Origin of the sequence: Gracilibacillus thailandensis, assembly GCF_010994055.1 — a bacterium.
Taxonomy (GTDB): Bacteria; Bacillota; Bacilli; order Bacillales; family Amphibacillaceae; genus Gracilibacillus; species Gracilibacillus lacisalsi.
Map to the genome: position 1 here is coordinate 39,588 of NZ_WJID01000019.1, position 15,491 is coordinate 55,078.

At 32.2% G+C, this 15,491-nt stretch carries 20 protein-coding genes; 1 reads left to right on the forward strand and 19 read right to left on the reverse strand.

What is annotated here, in order from left to right; genetic code table 11:
• Positions 1-14 precede the first annotated feature (14 nt).
• From GH715_RS07505 to GH715_RS07520, 4 genes are all read right to left on the reverse strand, one after another.
• On the reverse strand, positions 15-194 hold the full coding sequence (locus GH715_RS07505) for a hypothetical protein (protein ID WP_153834924.1): 180 nt from the start codon (positions 192-194) through the stop codon (positions 15-17).
• Positions 195-346: 152 nt separating this feature from the next.
• Positions 347-1,495: a hypothetical protein gene (locus tag GH715_RS07510; RefSeq protein WP_153834923.1), complete on the reverse strand. Its 1,149-nt coding sequence runs from the start codon at positions 1,493-1,495 to the stop codon at positions 347-349.
• Positions 1,496-1,688: 193 nt separating this feature from the next.
• A complete protein-coding gene (locus tag GH715_RS07515; protein WP_163578524.1) occupies positions 1,689-1,964 on the reverse strand; it encodes a hypothetical protein in 276 nt (91 codons plus the stop codon).
• Between the two features lie 14 nt (positions 1,965-1,978).
• Positions 1,979-2,272 carry a helix-turn-helix transcriptional regulator gene (locus GH715_RS07520; RefSeq protein WP_163578525.1) on the reverse strand — a complete coding sequence of 98 codons (294 nt, stop codon included), beginning with the start codon at positions 2,270-2,272 and terminating at the stop codon, positions 1,979-1,981.
• Between the two features lie 378 nt (positions 2,273-2,650).
• On the opposite strand from GH715_RS07520, the gene GH715_RS07525 reads away from it, so the two are divergent.
• A complete protein-coding gene (locus GH715_RS07525) occupies positions 2,651-2,989 on the forward strand; it encodes a helix-turn-helix domain-containing protein (protein ID WP_153834921.1) in 339 nt (112 codons plus the stop codon).
• Positions 2,990-3,036: 47 nt separating this feature from the next.
• Here the strand turns inward: GH715_RS07525 and GH715_RS07530 are convergent, their stop codons facing one another.
• From GH715_RS07530 to GH715_RS07600, 15 genes are all read right to left on the reverse strand, one after another.
• A complete protein-coding gene (locus GH715_RS07530; RefSeq protein ID WP_153834920.1) occupies positions 3,037-3,207 on the reverse strand; it encodes a hypothetical protein in 171 nt (56 codons plus the stop codon).
• A gap of 11 nt (positions 3,208-3,218) precedes the next feature.
• Entirely contained in the window at positions 3,219-3,560 is a 342-nt protein-coding gene (locus GH715_RS07535; protein ID WP_153834919.1) for a hypothetical protein, read from the reverse strand.
• Positions 3,561-3,580: 20 nt separating this feature from the next.
• Positions 3,581-3,730, reverse strand: coding sequence for a hypothetical protein (locus tag GH715_RS07540; RefSeq protein ID WP_153834918.1), 150 nt, complete (start codon positions 3,728-3,730; stop codon positions 3,581-3,583).
• 6 nt (positions 3,731-3,736) lie between these two features.
• Complete coding sequence (locus GH715_RS07545) at positions 3,737-3,961, reverse strand: DUF4314 domain-containing protein (protein WP_163578526.1); 225 nt, start codon at positions 3,959-3,961, stop codon at positions 3,737-3,739.
• A gap of 139 nt (positions 3,962-4,100) precedes the next feature.
• Positions 4,101-4,601, reverse strand: coding sequence for a hypothetical protein (locus tag GH715_RS07550; RefSeq protein WP_153834916.1), 501 nt, complete (start codon positions 4,599-4,601; stop codon positions 4,101-4,103).
• A 55-nt stretch (positions 4,602-4,656) separates the two neighbouring features.
• A complete protein-coding gene (locus GH715_RS07555) occupies positions 4,657-4,884 on the reverse strand; it encodes a hypothetical protein (protein WP_153834915.1) in 228 nt (75 codons plus the stop codon).
• Between the two features lie 75 nt (positions 4,885-4,959).
• Positions 4,960-6,042, reverse strand: a complete 1,083-nt coding sequence (locus GH715_RS07560) for a replication-relaxation family protein (protein ID WP_153834914.1) — start codon at positions 6,040-6,042, stop codon at positions 4,960-4,962.
• 262 nt (positions 6,043-6,304) lie between these two features.
• The gene (locus GH715_RS07565; RefSeq protein ID WP_153834913.1) at positions 6,305-6,832 is read right to left on the reverse strand and encodes a hypothetical protein; all 528 of its coding nucleotides are present in this window, start codon (positions 6,830-6,832) and stop codon (positions 6,305-6,307) included.
• Between the two features lie 271 nt (positions 6,833-7,103).
• On the reverse strand, positions 7,104-8,249 hold the full coding sequence (locus tag GH715_RS07570) for a peptidoglycan DD-metalloendopeptidase family protein (protein WP_163578527.1): 1,146 nt from the start codon (positions 8,247-8,249) through the stop codon (positions 7,104-7,106).
• 13 nt (positions 8,250-8,262) lie between these two features.
• A complete protein-coding gene (locus tag GH715_RS07575) occupies positions 8,263-8,970 on the reverse strand; it encodes a hypothetical protein (protein ID WP_205601840.1) in 708 nt (235 codons plus the stop codon).
• Complete coding sequence (locus GH715_RS07580; protein WP_153834911.1) at positions 8,963-11,374, reverse strand: glycine zipper family protein; 2,412 nt, start codon at positions 11,372-11,374, stop codon at positions 8,963-8,965. The genes GH715_RS07575 and GH715_RS07580 overlap by 8 nt, the downstream gene beginning before the upstream one ends.
• Positions 11,375-11,387: 13 nt before the next feature.
• Positions 11,388-11,942, reverse strand: a complete 555-nt coding sequence (locus tag GH715_RS07585; protein ID WP_153834910.1) for a hypothetical protein — start codon at positions 11,940-11,942, stop codon at positions 11,388-11,390.
• A gap of 31 nt (positions 11,943-11,973) precedes the next feature.
• Positions 11,974-14,691: an ATP-binding protein gene (locus tag GH715_RS07590; RefSeq protein ID WP_153834909.1), complete on the reverse strand. Its 2,718-nt coding sequence runs from the start codon at positions 14,689-14,691 to the stop codon at positions 11,974-11,976.
• A 13-nt stretch (positions 14,692-14,704) separates the two neighbouring features.
• A complete protein-coding gene (locus tag GH715_RS07595; protein WP_153834908.1) occupies positions 14,705-15,232 on the reverse strand; it encodes a TcpE family conjugal transfer membrane protein in 528 nt (175 codons plus the stop codon).
• 29 nt (positions 15,233-15,261) lie between these two features.
• On the reverse strand, positions 15,262-15,486 hold the full coding sequence (locus GH715_RS07600) for a TcpD family membrane protein (RefSeq protein WP_153834907.1): 225 nt from the start codon (positions 15,484-15,486) through the stop codon (positions 15,262-15,264).
• Between the last annotated feature and the right edge of the window lie 5 nt (positions 15,487-15,491).

Consider the following 15,491-nt stretch of genomic DNA (forward strand, 5'->3'; position numbering starts at 1 on the left):
TTGTTGATTAATTGTTATGGTGAGACACCATCACTTGGATTGTAGCTTCCGAATGTGCTTTCTACTACACCTTGCATATCATCTGTAACTGTTTTTGTCAGTTCAGGAAATGCTGTGTCAACAACTAACAAAATTGCTACTAAAGCTACAACTACAATAATCATATTTGTAAGACCACCTGATTTTTCACCCACGTTTTTCACCACCTTTCCGAGTTATGTAGTATATTGTTTTGTGTTACTAGGAAGGATTACTTGCCCTGGTACTACTGATTTTAGGACAAGAAAAAGGAAGCGTTACTTTTAATAGAAAAAGAACACTTCCTTTTGCTTATTCTAAAACCTAATTATTTTCCAAACTTGAACAAATTAAGGATTTTCTTTAGGATTTTATCGATTGCTTCACGACCTGATGGATGGAAGTAATAAATCCCACCAATTGTTCCTGCTAAAGCACCTGTTGTTCCTACAGCAATGACTGTAGTTTTAGTTTTATTTCCTTTGTCGTTATCTTGATCTTTGCTAGGTTCTTCCTCAACAGCTTCTTTCTCATTTTCTTTTTCGCTGTTTTCTTCCACTTCTTTTTCTTCATCTTCCTCTTTTTCTTCATCATCTTCGTCTGATTCTTTTTCATGACCTAGCTCTTCAGCTTGTTCTTCTGTAATTTCACGTTTGACACCATCAATTTCGACAAAGTATTTTCCATCTTCATCAATGACTTTAGCGTTTTTATCCTTCATTTCCTCAATTGTCCATTCTTTTTCAGCGTCAGGTAACTCTTTATCTCCTTCGACTACATTTTCATTGTTATTACTGGAATTGTTGCTTGAGCTTCCTTTATTGTTTGAAGAAGTTGAGTTTGTTCCACTTGAATTAGATCCTGAGTTGCTTGTTCCTGAATTACCGGATTTTTTACTTCCTGAATTATTAGTATTGCTACTTTTATTTCCTGAACTATTGCTCCCTGAATTACTGCTGCTAGAATTATTATTGGATTTCTTACTACTAGAGCTATCATTGTTTGATTTATTATCTCCTGAACTACTATCCTTGCTGTTATCTTCTTTTGGTTGTTTAGGCTTTGTTTCTTTAGGTTTTTCTTTTTCAGGTTCTTTTGGTTCAGGTTTAGGTTCAGGTTTAGGTTCTTCTGGTTCAGGTTCAGGCTTTGGTTGTTTTACAACTGTCTTTACCGTTAATTCATATTCAGGATAATCATCACCAACAGGTAAATGAGTTCTAATTTTTTGACCATTTGTTACTTCACCTGTCCATGATCCCGTAACTACAAATTGCTTAGCTTCAGGAACATAATATCCCTTGAAAAATTCGTTACAATCACCTGATGGTCTAGCAAATTTCCCCCAAGTATTATCAGAGGTAATGGTCATATCACATTTCCTTAGATCACTTGCTTCTACATGCGATGATGTGAATGGACTGAATACTAGCAATAGAGCTAGTCCAACCGATAAAATAGAAATAGTGTTCTTCTTCATCATAATTCCTCCTAAACGTTCATTTTTGGCTTGGTACGAACAACCTGCACGAAGCACGAATTATAATGGTTGCAGATAGGTTTTGAGTTTCTTACCTATCAAACTTATCGGACTATTGCACTATTATTTAAGCAACCTTTTAACAAATAGTGCTTTTTATTCAGTTTTCAACACCATCACACATTATACTTTTTTAATTATAAACACGTTTTAATTCGTCTTTAGGATTTTTCCTTTTAGCCACTACTTCTTGGTATTTGTTTTGCACTGTTCTTATTTCATAATAGATTAAAGGTAACTTAATTACTTCATTACTTTCTAATTCCTTTGCGACCAGCCCCCTTATTTTATAGATCTTCCTTGAAAATGTTTTGACAGTTCCACCATCAGCTATAACAGCTAACTCGTAGTACGGAACTCTCTCTGTGGTCTGTTTAATAGCATTAGACATAACCACCACCTTCTCCATATATAAAATTTAAATTACCCAACTGCTAATTCCTTCTCTGATGACGTTTCTAGATGTTTTGTAGTAGTGAATTCATTCACCTTAATTGTGTCAGGCTTAGGTTCTAATGGGAGTTCACAAACTCTCATTGAGAATACATGTGCTATCATTGCTAATCTTTCATCAACTCGGAAATTAGTGATTTTACCAGTTTCCCAACCACTAATCGTGGTTTGAGGAACACCACTCTCTTTTGCGAGTTGTAATTGTGTCCAGCCCTTTTCTTCACGTTTATTTCTTAGCCATTGCCCAAATTCGACTAAACACACTTCAATCCCATCTCCCTTACTAAGTATTTATGCCTATAAAATATAACACATTTTAGCGAACAAATGTTCCTAACTGTTTTCTGTTATATCTTATATATAAGAATATATAGGACTAATTTAATTTTGTCAATACATTTATTTCTTATTTTTTTAAAAATTACTAGCTTTATATATCGTCAACCCACATAAAACTTGAAAAATAAAGGAATTATATTGATTATTGGTATATTTTTATTATGTACAATATAACGTTTTATAGTTATACTAAAATAAAGAGTGTTTATTATTTGCTATTATTCAACTGATATTCAAAATTAATCTGTTTTGTGTAAAAAACTGTTAATAGTATATTGTGCGTGTATTCAAGGAGGATCTAAAATGGAAAACGAAAATCAGAATAAAGGAGAAATGTACTCGATGGTTGACGCTGTTGTTTACAGGATAAACGACTTATGTGAAAAAAATGACATGAGCATATATGAACTCTCAAAGTTATCGGGAGTATCACAATCCACTTTAAATGAAATTATGCAGGGTAGATCCAAGCGACCTAGACTTGATACTCTAGTTAATATTGCTTTTGCCTTTGGTATTAGACCAAGAGACTTCCTTGATCACCCTGTTTTCGATCAAATAGAAGGTGTTCATGACAGAGAACCTCAGGAAAGACTGAAAAAGCACCGAAAGAAACAGGAAAATCAGGAAGATCAAGAATAAGATATTTCCTTTTAAAGCTCTGTTTATATAAAACAGGGCTTTTTCCTTTATTTATACTCCTTGTTTTTATTCACATAATCTTCTATCCATTCTCTCACCTTTTTAGAATTCTTCGTTTTCTTTTGCTTATTAATTAATGTGAAGTCTTGCTTTAAATCTTTTTCAATTCTGATGATTAAATGATCATCCTTTTTTATTTTTGCATTTCCCATTAACATAAACCCTCTCCCTAAAACTGTTGAATCGCCTTTTCAATATCATAAAATTGTTTTTCTATTACAATTTGGTTCATATCTATATTGTAACCTGCTGCAATTTCTTTTAAGTCCTCTCTAGCTTCCGTTAAATGATTAATTTCATCTACTAATGCTTCATAAAGTTCTTGAATAACTAAACAATCATTACCAGAACAACCTAGAGAACTTAATTCTTTTTGTAATAAAGATATATCTTTTATAGATATTAATCCTTCCTTTATTCGATTGAGTGCATTAAGCTTTTCTAAGTCTTTTTCAATAACCTCACCAAGCTTGAAATATTCTTCAATAGCTTTATATTTTTTATATTCCATCATTCAAAACCCCTTTTGTTTTATTCATTGTTTACTTTCTTTACTGTTTGCAAATCATCTAGCTCTTCAAACATTGGTTCAGTTAAGTTTTCTACTTTTCCCTCAACAGATTCACACCCAACCAATAGAATGGTTAGTAGTAATAAAACTATCGTAAATCTGTTTCTCAATGTTTTTCACCTTCCTTTCTGAATAATATCCTCATTGACGTTAAGAGTTATAATTCGATCACTTTCCAACAAAACATATAGTCTCCCGTTATCATCTACCAGTTGAACTTTACCGATAGTTCCGACAGGAATGCTAATGAAAGGGCAATTAACTGCTAATATTCTAATTTGTAACCCTTTCGGAAAGTCTTTTTTGATTTTATTAACAGGTATTTTTCGAGTTTTCACCATAATTAAACTCATACCTTTCTATCATAACTTTATACCTAACAGCAAACCGTTGTATATACAAAAATTATAACAGAATTCAGTTACAAAGTGTATATTTTTTTAAAAAAAATACTCCAATCTATTGATTGGAGTTTGTCTGTTAATCGTTAGTTGTTTCGTGGTACTTACCTAAATTAATATAAATATCTGGTGACTTTTCCATTTCTTCTATTTCTTTCTTCGTAACGTGCCATGTTTCATTATGACGTTGATTCCCTTTTACTTGTTTATAAGTAATTCTAGCTCGTATATATGCTATTGCCAGATAGACACTCATTGCCAGAAATACAAAGATACTCAATTTGGTGATCCCTTGTTGGGTAAAGATTTTTTCAGTAGACCAGATATTATGAATGAATGTTGAGATTGCTAAATTAATATAAATTGCTGTAATCGATAGCAAGTAAACTTCTTTATTTTTATTGCCCTCTTTTTGGTACATATGAATTCCATACAAGCCAAGTGAAAGCAACGCTAAATTAAAATGAATTAAAGGGCTGACAAGAAACCATCCCTGCCAAGTGGTAATTAATAGTACAGCTGCAAGAACTGTAAGAATTATGATTAACCATTTTTGGATTTTTAGGCTTTTTTCTCTCATGTATCATCAATTCTCCTTTCATTTATAAAACAAAACGTGTTTTATATTAACTTCATTAATGCTTCGTACCTGGATTATTAGTTTTGGTGATCTGTTGCTTCTCATTTTCCAGCACATTCATAACAAAATGTATTTCATCTGCAACAATACCTTTGAACATTTCAAAAATTTTATTTTGTTCGTCTTTGGTGAATTTCTCATCAAGTTCGTGTCTTATATCATTTCTCTCTACTAAATCTAAAATTAAATGTAGTTTACCGTAATCTTTATTTGCGTCAATCATACCCATATCTCCTTTATCTCGATATATATTGTTTGTTTGTGAAATTGTTCACAATCGGTGAAGGTGACAGAATTTTTATGCCGAGAGTGAACAAATATCTCTTAATTCAGCGTTTGTGATTGTTTTGAAATTAACACCATGTAACTCATCTATTCTTTGATTTGTTTTCGTTGGAATACTAAAAGCAACTGCAATAATATCTCTTTTTTCCCAGTGTCTACTGGCCTGTGAGTTACAATAGACTTCAATATCATTGTACTTCTGTAAATCAGAATCAGTTAGATCAACGAGATAGTATTCTTTTCCCTGAACTTCTACTATGAAGGGAAATGATTGCCTTTCTCCTTCAGGAATGGCTGTAGACTTTAATTCATATCCATAGTGTTTACATATCTTTTTAATCCAGTCAATTTCACTATTATATACACTAGCCTTAGTAATAAACGGTTTGTAAGGATATAGTTTAATAGCATGCCCTGTCAACAATGGTTCTTTCTTTTGTCCATTGTTCTGGATTGTTTCAACAGCACGACTAATAAACTCTTTATACGAATCTAACCCTTGTGTAACAATTATATAATCATGCAATAGCAAATCAGCATTTGCTTTAATCTCTGATTGAATTTTACCTATGGTTTTAAGTGATGATCTATTACTCATTACATAAAGTCCATAACGCTTTTTATCTGGAGAAATTAATAGACCTTGTATGTTCATACGTTGATCAAGGTTATATTCTTCTTTAACTTTCCTACTATCCCATATCTCCCATTCAGTATTTGTTAAATCAACTACTAAATCATTTGTCATCAAAAGGTATGGTACTTGTTTTGGCTTAACATATATATTGGACTGAACCTCAACACTCGTATCGTGCTTTACCAAGCACTCCACTCCCGTTTCGGTCAATCGGTGATAAGCATACCCTTTTTTGTTTTTGCGACTATTCTTTAAAATATTTGATTTAACATATCCTTTGTTCCGCATTTTCCACAGCACTTTATTTACATAAGTACCTGAATTATTAAAGTGACGTTTTCTAATCTGTTCTGTTGTCATTACACGATAGTTATATAAGTCTTGCATAATACTTAATTCTTTGTCCGATACTTTTATATCATAGTCCATTGTTAGCAATTTAAGCTCTCCCTTCTTCATGTGCTGTAATGCCTGTTTTGTGTTACACTATCCTACACTTTTTCGGAAAGCTTACACAAAACTGTTCTCTGAAAATCTGGAAATTGTGATTCGTTACATGTTTAAATAAACCTTAATTTATCAATGGTTTGATATAATCACACCAGGTTATTTTTAAGGTACACTTTATGGTAAAAATGTTTTATTGAAATTCTATTAATTTTTACCCTTTTTAAAAGTTCATACAAAAGGTAAAAAAAGTGGTAACAATGCAATTTAATCATTAAAAAAAGTCATTTGCTAACTTTTCCATTTCTTCTTTTTCTCTAATTGATTGAATGTTGAAATCTTCTGTAAATATATATTTTAATTCATGAATTAGAAAGTCAATATAATGCTGAAATGGAACGACATACAAATCTATTTTTTCTTCTTCTGATAATACACCTATATTAGTGATACTAGATTCTCTCCATGTATCATCTTCTATTATTTTTAATTTCCTGATCGTATCTATGAACGGTTTATATGTGTAATTGTCCAAATCGCTAATTACGTTATAACCTGCAAAAGCATGAACAATTATTAACATTGCTTTTTCAAAAACTACGTAATTACTATTAAAATCAAATTGTTTAGCTGTTTCTGAACTGATAAATTGCGGTAAATACGTTCCATCAGCAAATAAATATTGCCTATTATACTTGGTTTTTCTTACCCTTAATACACTAGAAAAATCCTTTTGATAACTAAACTTATAAAAAGGAATAACCTTGCCATCATCATTTTTAAAGCTATACTGCGTTTTCATACCGAATTTCCCCTTTCATGTAAACATTGTTAAACCCTAATACTTCTAGCTTCAAAGTGTTTTTATTTAAATGATTAGTTTACAATTTAAGAACATAAGATTAAATAATCAAAGTGAATGTTTACACTTTCAAGTTTAAAATGCTCTAAATCGGTGTTATTGGTAGATTTTTAATTGTTTACATATTAAAGCGTGCTTCGTTTACTTTTTTTCTTAGTTATTAGCTGAAAGCCTTTATTTATAAGGGTTTATTTATGTTTACACTCTGTTTCTATTTCAAGAAATCACTTAAATAAGGTAATGGATTTACAGGATTATCATTAACTCTTACTTCAAAATGTAAATGAGAACCTGTTGATTTTCCTGTACTTCCTACATTTCCAATAACCTGCCCAGCCTTTACCTTTGTTCCAACAGGTATTCCCTGACGTTGCAAATGTCCATAATATGTTTTTACGTTATTTTCATGTTGGATTATAACTAAGTAGCCATAACCACCACTATTAAATTGTGAATAAACAACTTCACCATCTGCATAAGCGACTACAGGCTTTCCATGAACACCACCTGCTGCTATATCAATTCCATTATGTTGTTTAGTTGTACCATCAACTGGATCTGTTCTTGTACCAAATGAAGATGTTATATTCTTTGTGAAAGGCACTACCCAAGCTTTATCCCCTTTTATTTCTGCAACAACTTCTACACCATCATATCCATCTGCATAAAGACTGTAATAATGTAAAACTTCTTCAACGTACCAATCTGCATTGTTATAAGCAAATATTGCACTTTTTAAGGCTTCCTCACCTTCTCCATTCATGTTAGCTGATATATATTTAGCAGTGGCATAAATACTATCTTCTATTTCAAATGGATCTGCCTTTCCGTTTCCATTCCCATCAACACCATAACCACCGTATTGTGCGATTAAAGAAGGAGAAGTTAAAGCAGAATCGGGAATATTTGCATTTCCTAATGAAGAGCTTTGACAGGCTGGATATCCCCACCCTATCCATGTACAAGGCATAAACTGTGTGTGTCCAATAGCACCAACTGGACTAACCATTGGATCTAGAGTTGAAAAGTGCGTTTCAATTCTATGGATAGAAGCAAGAATTAACCAATCAACACCAAATTCTTCTCCTGCTTCTTGGTAAATAGGGATATATTCTGCTGGTATTTCCTCAGCTCCATATTCAGAAAGTGAAGTTTCATCATCAACTTCAAGAACCACTACCATACCCATGATAATTATGAAAACCCCAATACAAATGAATAAGAAAAACGGTGATAAAACAATACCACCGATTAAAAGATACTTTTTAATTTTTCCTGCTTTTTTTATTGGATTACCTTGTGATTCTTTATCAGGCATATTATCTGTATGCATTGATTGTTCAGCTAGTCCACTCATACGCATTAACTCCTTAACTTAAATTATCATAAGACATTTCATTAACCCTGAATGTATCTTCAAATGGAATTAATTTTAAATGATAATCTATCGTTTCTTCTTTAGTTACATCACCTTCCATATTAAAAACTTCCCCTTTAACCCGAACACTTAATTCCATATCTTCACTAGAAGGATTATATGGTTCATAAACCTCAATGCTTATCGTTTCTCGTTTGTAATAATCTGCTGTTGGTCTTATTACTTTTGCTTTTATGGTTTCTTGTAAATCTTCAGAAACGTATTCCATTGCATTTTCGATATTTTCTAAAGGTATTTCCCCATTAAATGAATAATAGTTTTCTACAAACTGAATTGCTACTTCTTTTGCTTCTTCTACTTCTTCATTTGTGAAATAATCTTCTAAAACCCTAACTTCTCTTTCTACATTTTTATCAAAATCAGATTCAGGATCTTCCATTTCATAATCATCCATAGGTTCATTATTTTCTGCTTCATGACTATCGTTCTGAATATTATCATTTTCAGAACCTTGCAATTCTGTATAAGAAAAACCGTCATAAGATGTTTCTGAATGTGTTTCTTCTTCATTTGCACTATTACTTTCTTCTTGTTTACCTAACATAAAACCAATTATAAAAAGCATAATCGCGAAAACGATTATGCCATTAAATACAATCCTCTTTCCTCTTTCACTTAATCTATTAATCACCTTATTCACCAACCTCATAATCACTAATGTTAGTATCTATATCGTTGTTATCAATAAAATCATCTAACTCAAATTTTTTATCTTCATTAATTTCTACAGGTTTGTCATTCCAGCCTTCATCTACAAAATTCCCTAAACTATCTAAGTTACTTGATGTAACATTATTGGATTTTCCTTTTGACTGTTGTGAACCAACTGGATTACTTCCTGTTTGACCTGCATTAACTGATTGTGAGTTAACTGGATTTGATTTTGTATTTCCTGATTGTACAGGTGTAGTACGAACTGGATTTGATTCTGCGTTTCCTGATTGTACAGGTGTATTATGAATTGGATCTGATTCTGTATTTACGTGTTCAACTGGTATAGATTGAACTGGATTTCCTTCTGCTTCTCCTTGCTGTTCAATTGTTGGAGAATAAACAGGGTTTGTTGCTTTATCTTCTTGTTGTTCAACTGATGGAGAATGAACTGAACTACTTGATGTATCAATTTGATTCATAGATTGTTGTGGTTTTGGATTATTAACATTTTCTTCTGATGGATTATTCACTTGATCATTTCCAACAGACATTTGTGAGTTTACTTCTTCCAAATTATTTAAATCCAAATCCTCTTTATCTTCATTACCTGATTGTTCATAATCTCTATCACTTTGAACTGAATTATTAAGTTCTTCTTCATAATTGTTATTTACGTACTCGCTATCTCCTATTGAGTTCGTTTCATTTGATATATGTTCATTAGAAAGGTCATGAGTATTGTTGCTTGTAGTATCTTCATTTTTTTGGTGAGTTTGAGACATTACATTATCTTTACTATATTCTTCATTTTGCTCGTTTAAATCAGATAGTTTTTGTCTATGTTGCATGTTTTCATGCATAGAGTAATTTAGAGCAACATCACGACCAGCGTCACCTAACGATTTATCACCTGTCATTGTTTGTCCTACACTAGAACCTATACTAGAACCAATTAAAGCACCTTGTGGTCCTCCTACAACTGCACCTGCAACTGTTCCAACTGCTGTTGTTGTTCCTTGAATTCCTTTTTTAGCAGGTTGAACAAAAGTATTAGACATACCCTCTCTGATGTATTGTAGTTGCTTTGAACCCATTGAAAAGATATTTAATATACGTTTTCTTAATAGGAATATCGTAAAGAACAATATACCTTGAATAAATACTACAAAAATGTAAGCTAATAAACCTTGTTCATTTAATGTAGTCATAGCCACATTCGATATAACGCTAGTTAAAGAGAATACAACCAAAGCAAGAACTGATACTGCTAACTTTAGAACCAATGGAGTAATTAACTCTAGTAAATACCTAGCTAATACTCCGAATTGGTTAGGAAATGCACTCCAAATAAATGCAAATGGGGCAACCATCGCCATAGCTGTAAACCAAAACTGGAAGAATAACAAGGCAAATGCTAACAATAAGACAGGTAGTGAGTTAAATGCGTTTGCCATTCCTGCAATCATTAAGATTCCCCATCTTTCAAACATTTTGTCTCTTGTCATCATATCGTTTCCATTATCAAGAATTTCTTCTTTAACTAAATTATATCGTTCTTCTGAATCTGGTTTTTTAGTCATTAAATCTTTAACTCGATCATTACCAATAGCACTCTGATCCATTGTTCCATACTGCAACATTAAATATGGTTGATGGACAAATGTATTCCAAAGAGTTGTATTCATTTCATCTTGTGCAGAACTATCAGTAATATTTCCATCACTATTTACATCAATTCCTCCTGAAACAATCATTCCAGAAGCTTCAACAGAAAGCTTATTCAGACCTGTAACAAGTGTCGTATAGTTACTAAAGAACACCAGGGCTAAAACTAAGGCAATCAATGACTTTAATAAGCCACTAAAAGCTGAAATTGAAGCTCTCTTTACAGCAAACTGATAAAGAGTGTATAAAGCTATAGTTATGGTGATTATTCCTAAAAAACCACCAAATAAACCACTAGAGCTAAAGCTTGAACCTGATATACCAGCAATTGACTGGATTGAGGAAGCAATTTCTCCGACAATAGCGTCAACAAAATTAACCTCATATATTTTATTAAACAGCCATATCATAGCTGTTGTGGCTGTTTTCATCATAAAGAATGGTAAAGCTACAAATATTTCATGAAGTAAGTTATAGAAAAAACCGACTACACCATCTTTTAGATTAGAAAATATTTTAAACTTATCCCAGAATCCTTCATCTTCTAATTCTGTAGGATCAATATAATCTATATGATAAAAGACATTTTCGTCTTGATAATCTCCATATGTTACCTTAAATATTTCATCTTGTGGTGTACTAGCCGATACTACTTGACTTCCTGTTGCGATAAATAAAACGAGGACTGAAAGCAATGCTACAATAGTTTTCTTGAACAGTTTCACATATATTCACCCCTTAACCTTCGGGATATTCCTTAACGACGAATGTATTATCAGGGTTTTCACTCATGACTTCCTTAATATTTGAAGGATTAAAGTAATCTCCATTATTAAAATCTGTTACATGGCTACCACCTATACCACCATGACCAAATGCACTAAAAACTTTATAATCATCATTTTCTTTTTTTACACCAAATACCAGAGATTCTTTCCCATCTCTTTTATAGTTGTAATATTCAATAGAATAGTAGATTTCATCATAATCCTCGTGGAAATAATCAAAACCTTTTATAGAGTAATTCACCCCCATATTTTCTTTCATATCAGGCTTTTTTGCCCCATCACCTTCCTCTGCTTGTTTAAGACCTATATTTTGTTCAATAATATCTTCAGGAAGATATTGCTTCATTGTATACAAGTCTTCTTCAACGTAAGCTAAAAAGTAATCTTCCATTACTGTGTTGTAATCTTCATAATCGGCAGGTGCTATCATCTGTTGCTGTTGGCAAGCAACAGACAATAACACTATAAATGTTAGAGAACCAAATACTAATAATACTTTTTTCAATGTTCTTACTCCTTTCCTTAAATGACTGAAATTACGAAACATACTCTACTTCTTTTGTTTCATCTTTATCAAAGTTATTTTCTTCTTCATCTTCATCTTCATAATTTTGTTCATATTGACTTTGATCTTGTTCTTTAGAATTAGTTTCGTTTCCAATTCCTTCTCTTCTTTGTTTCTCTCTTTCTCTTTCTTCGTCTGTCGAAGTAGAGGAATCGAACGCTTCTAATAAATCATTAAATAATGGATCAATTTGAATTACAGCTGTTCGACCATAAATATCTTGGAATAAACATTTTCCCTTCGTCATTTGACGTATTTTGTTTACATTTCCTTGTGTTTGTGGAAGATTTAAAAACTCTAGCATTTCCAGAGCTTCCTTCTTTGTTCTTAAACCAAAAGAAAATTTCATACCGACGTTCGCGACATCATCGCCATGATCTGTTGCATTTTGTGAGCCTTTTAATAAAGTAGTATTGTAATAACGACCTTTACGGATAATAAAGTCCATTAGCTCTCTACCAACAGGTGAACGGTCAATTGAACTTGCTTCATCTTGTAAAATAATCTTGTGAACACCTCTGTCTTGCGTAAACATATATTGTTTAGTAAAAGCCGTAATTGAAATTAAAATAGCTTCTGATATTTGCTGTGATGGTCTAATATTACGAGTATTAACATCTGGCAAGTTTAAGTTTTGCACCATTAACACTTGTAAAGGCTTATCAACTTTTAAGTTTCGATAATCCTGCCCGACTTCACCAAATAATAAAACAGATAAGGATTGACGTTTAAGTGTTAGCAAACTATCTTTTAATCCTTCTAATGCTACATATCGCTTATCAGACATACTTTTAGGTCTATTATCAAATAAATTCTCTAAATAACTAATTACAGCCCCAATACATGGATCATTTTCTGTGTCAGCAACATGTTCAATCGCTTCACTTAATAGTGTATATTCAATGTCTTTAATGCTAGAGTTTGTGAGATATGAAAGAATATCTAAAGCAATTGCTTTACCTTCATCTAAATCTACACTTGTTCGGAATGGATCAAGACACCCTGCGTCTTTATTGCTTTCTCCTAATGTCCAAATAGAAATATATTCTTCTGGAATCATAGGTAGAGCTTTCCACTCCTTACGATCTCCTTTTGGATCAATAATTAATGCTTGACTACCTGTAAGGACTGATAGATAGGTAAATAGGTTCATAAAAACGGATTTACCTTTTCCTGTTGCACCTGCAACAATAGCTGAGATACTATCCTCGATATTTCCAAGACCTTCAAACGATTTAGCAGCAAGGTCTGGTTGAATAAATACAGGTCTGCGTAAGCGTTCTGTATATCCAATATAAAAGCCACGATTGTCACCGATATTAGTAGTTGCACCAAACATCATTCCTGCTAAAATACCTGCGTCACTTTCAATTTTGTAATCATTATTAATTTGCCGACTTCCCAATATCTTTTCCATCATTAAATTCATTTGCTCTCCATACGGACACACAACTTTAATTCCGTATTTAGTTAGTTCATTTTTAAAAGTTTTATAACGAGTTTCAAGTTCTTTACGTGAACTAGCTGTAATTTTAAAAACTAATGAACAATGATAGGCTGGTTGTCCAGTCTTGGCAAAATAACTTTCTGCTTGAATTGCTCCCTTTTCCGATAAATCTGTACTTAAATCTGTTCTTGCCCCTGCTTTTTTTGCTTCTGAACGTTGATCATCAAACTCTAGAACTTTATTTGAAAGACGTTTAGTTATGCGTTCGTTAGATTGATAATAAGCTCTAATTGATACACTCACAGGAAAGTTCATCTTAGATTGAATGTTATAGAGCCATTCAAAGTTAGGAAAGTAATTCTCAGTTTCCATATCTGATACAACCATATATTTAACATGTAAGTCCTTGATTTCATCATCAACAATCTTGGTAAACTTCAAAGAACGTGGTGTATCTTCTTCAATATCAGTATCCTGTACATCAAGAAAAGACTTTGTTACAGGTCTAATTGCTTTATGAATGTTTCCTTCATCATCTATTCCTTCAACATTTAAACCGGAACTGAATTTTCTTCTTATTTGTATATCAGAATTTGATTGTGTTACAGACCATTCTTTTTCAATCAAATATACCGTTTCTGCTGTTTCTATTGGTCTAATAGTGCAGTTAAATGCTGAACGTAAACTCTCCATAATCATGTCTGATTGATCATGCCACATTCTAATTTCGCTTTCGAGAATATCATTAGGGAATAATCCATTAGCACGATTAACTTGTGCATTGATCCCTTTCCAAACCTCTTTTATTCCTTGTAAAGCACCTAAACCAACATTATCTTCTTTATACTTTGTTCTATCGGGATTCAACTGTACTCCAATAAATTGGAGATATTCACTTGTTTCATTACCTTTTTTTCGATTAGATAAGACTTTCTTAGTTGCCTCTAAAAATTGAACACCATTCTTTAATAGAGGGTATTTTCTCATTTGAATATCTTCCATAGTATTATTAAGTATTTCATCAACATTTGTTGGAAATGGTTCAAGTAAATAATGTAAATCCGTTTTATTATTGAATAAGAAAGCTAATTGAGATTGAAAAGGTGCAAATTTGTCGTCATGATCCAAAAAATCATAATTAAATCCTGATACTTGAAAATAGGCTGTCACTTGTCCATCTTTACTAAAGACTAAGTTCCCATCAATGTGTCTAATTGGAAAATCTAAAACTGCTGTTTTCATGAGTATTCTCCTTTCATTGATTAATTTTATAATCCATGCGTTTTAATAACTCTTTATCCATATATTTTGATATACGTACTTTTGCCTTATTTTTAAATTTAACTTTTTTAGGTTCAAACTCTGTTCTATCTTCTGCAAATATGATTGTTGCATAGCCTTCAAATCGATAATTTGTTGGCTTAGCAACTTCCCTTCCCCTACGGTATGTTACTTTCTTTAACTTTCTAAGGTTATATAAAAACAGAGAACGGAAAAAGGCTAAAGGAGTACGCCCTTCCGTTCTTACACCTGAAAGTAAATATGCTAACAAACCTGGTAAAAGGAGAAGATAGATAAATGGTAACCAATTAATAAGCCCACCAATTATAGGAGTAAAATAAATCACCAATTCTATTACTAGAATTACGATAAAATATAAAACTGTTTTTAACTTAATTGGTCTGCCTAATGATAGCCCAAACAACTGATAGATTTTTCTATCAAACTTTAAAAAATCGTTCAGAACTAAAAGCTTAACTCTATTTTTGTTACCATTCTCCATTTTTATCCCCTCTCCCTCTCAAATTATTATTAGCTCATATTCAATTTTTCTCCGAACCATGTAGCTACTTCACTGATGATATCTGGATTTAGAATAAAAATACCCACTCCTGCTAATCCGATAATACAGCCAACCATACCAATCCAAGCACGCTTAGCAGCGAAGTATAATACTAGAAAGATTAGAACAATAAATAAACCATACTTTGCTTGTTCTTGTATCCATTGATATAAACCTTGTAAACTAATATCCATCGATT

What these genes read in the sequence shown, in the direction of transcription:
- GH715_RS07510 (WP_153834923.1), bottom strand. Translation starts at nt 1,495, where the DNA reads ATGAAGAAGAACACTATTTCTATTTTATCGGTTGGACTAGCTCTATTG.
- GH715_RS07515 (WP_163578524.1), bottom strand. Translation starts at nt 1,964, where the DNA reads ATGGAGAAGGTGGTGGTTATGTCTAATGCTATTAAACAGACCACAGAG.
- GH715_RS07525 (WP_153834921.1), top strand. Translation starts at nt 2,651, where the DNA reads ATGGAAAACGAAAATCAGAATAAAGGAGAAATGTACTCGATGGTTGAC.
- GH715_RS07530 (WP_153834920.1), bottom strand. Translation starts at nt 3,207, where the DNA reads ATGTTAATGGGAAATGCAAAAATAAAAAAGGATGATCATTTAATCATC.
- GH715_RS07535 (WP_153834919.1), bottom strand. Translation starts at nt 3,560, where the DNA reads ATGGAATATAAAAAATATAAAGCTATTGAAGAATATTTCAAGCTTGGT.
- GH715_RS07545 (WP_163578526.1), bottom strand. Translation starts at nt 3,961, where the DNA reads ATGGTGAAAACTCGAAAAATACCTGTTAATAAAATCAAAAAAGACTTT.
- GH715_RS07550 (WP_153834916.1), bottom strand. Translation starts at nt 4,601, where the DNA reads ATGAGAGAAAAAAGCCTAAAAATCCAAAAATGGTTAATCATAATTCTT.
- GH715_RS07555 (WP_153834915.1), bottom strand. Translation starts at nt 4,884, where the DNA reads ATGATTGACGCAAATAAAGATTACGGTAAACTACATTTAATTTTAGAT.
- GH715_RS07560 (WP_153834914.1), bottom strand. Translation starts at nt 6,042, where the DNA reads ATGAAGAAGGGAGAGCTTAAATTGCTAACAATGGACTATGATATAAAA.
- GH715_RS07565 (WP_153834913.1), bottom strand. Translation starts at nt 6,832, where the DNA reads ATGAAAACGCAGTATAGCTTTAAAAATGATGATGGCAAGGTTATTCCT.
- GH715_RS07570 (WP_163578527.1), bottom strand. Translation starts at nt 8,249, where the DNA reads ATGAGTGGACTAGCTGAACAATCAATGCATACAGATAATATGCCTGAT.
- GH715_RS07590 (WP_153834909.1), bottom strand. Translation starts at nt 14,691, where the DNA reads ATGAAAACAGCAGTTTTAGATTTTCCAATTAGACACATTGATGGGAAC.
- GH715_RS07595 (WP_153834908.1), bottom strand. Translation starts at nt 15,232, where the DNA reads ATGGAGAATGGTAACAAAAATAGAGTTAAGCTTTTAGTTCTGAACGAT.
- GH715_RS07600 (WP_153834907.1), bottom strand. Translation starts at nt 15,486, where the DNA reads ATGGATATTAGTTTACAAGGTTTATATCAATGGATACAAGAACAAGCA.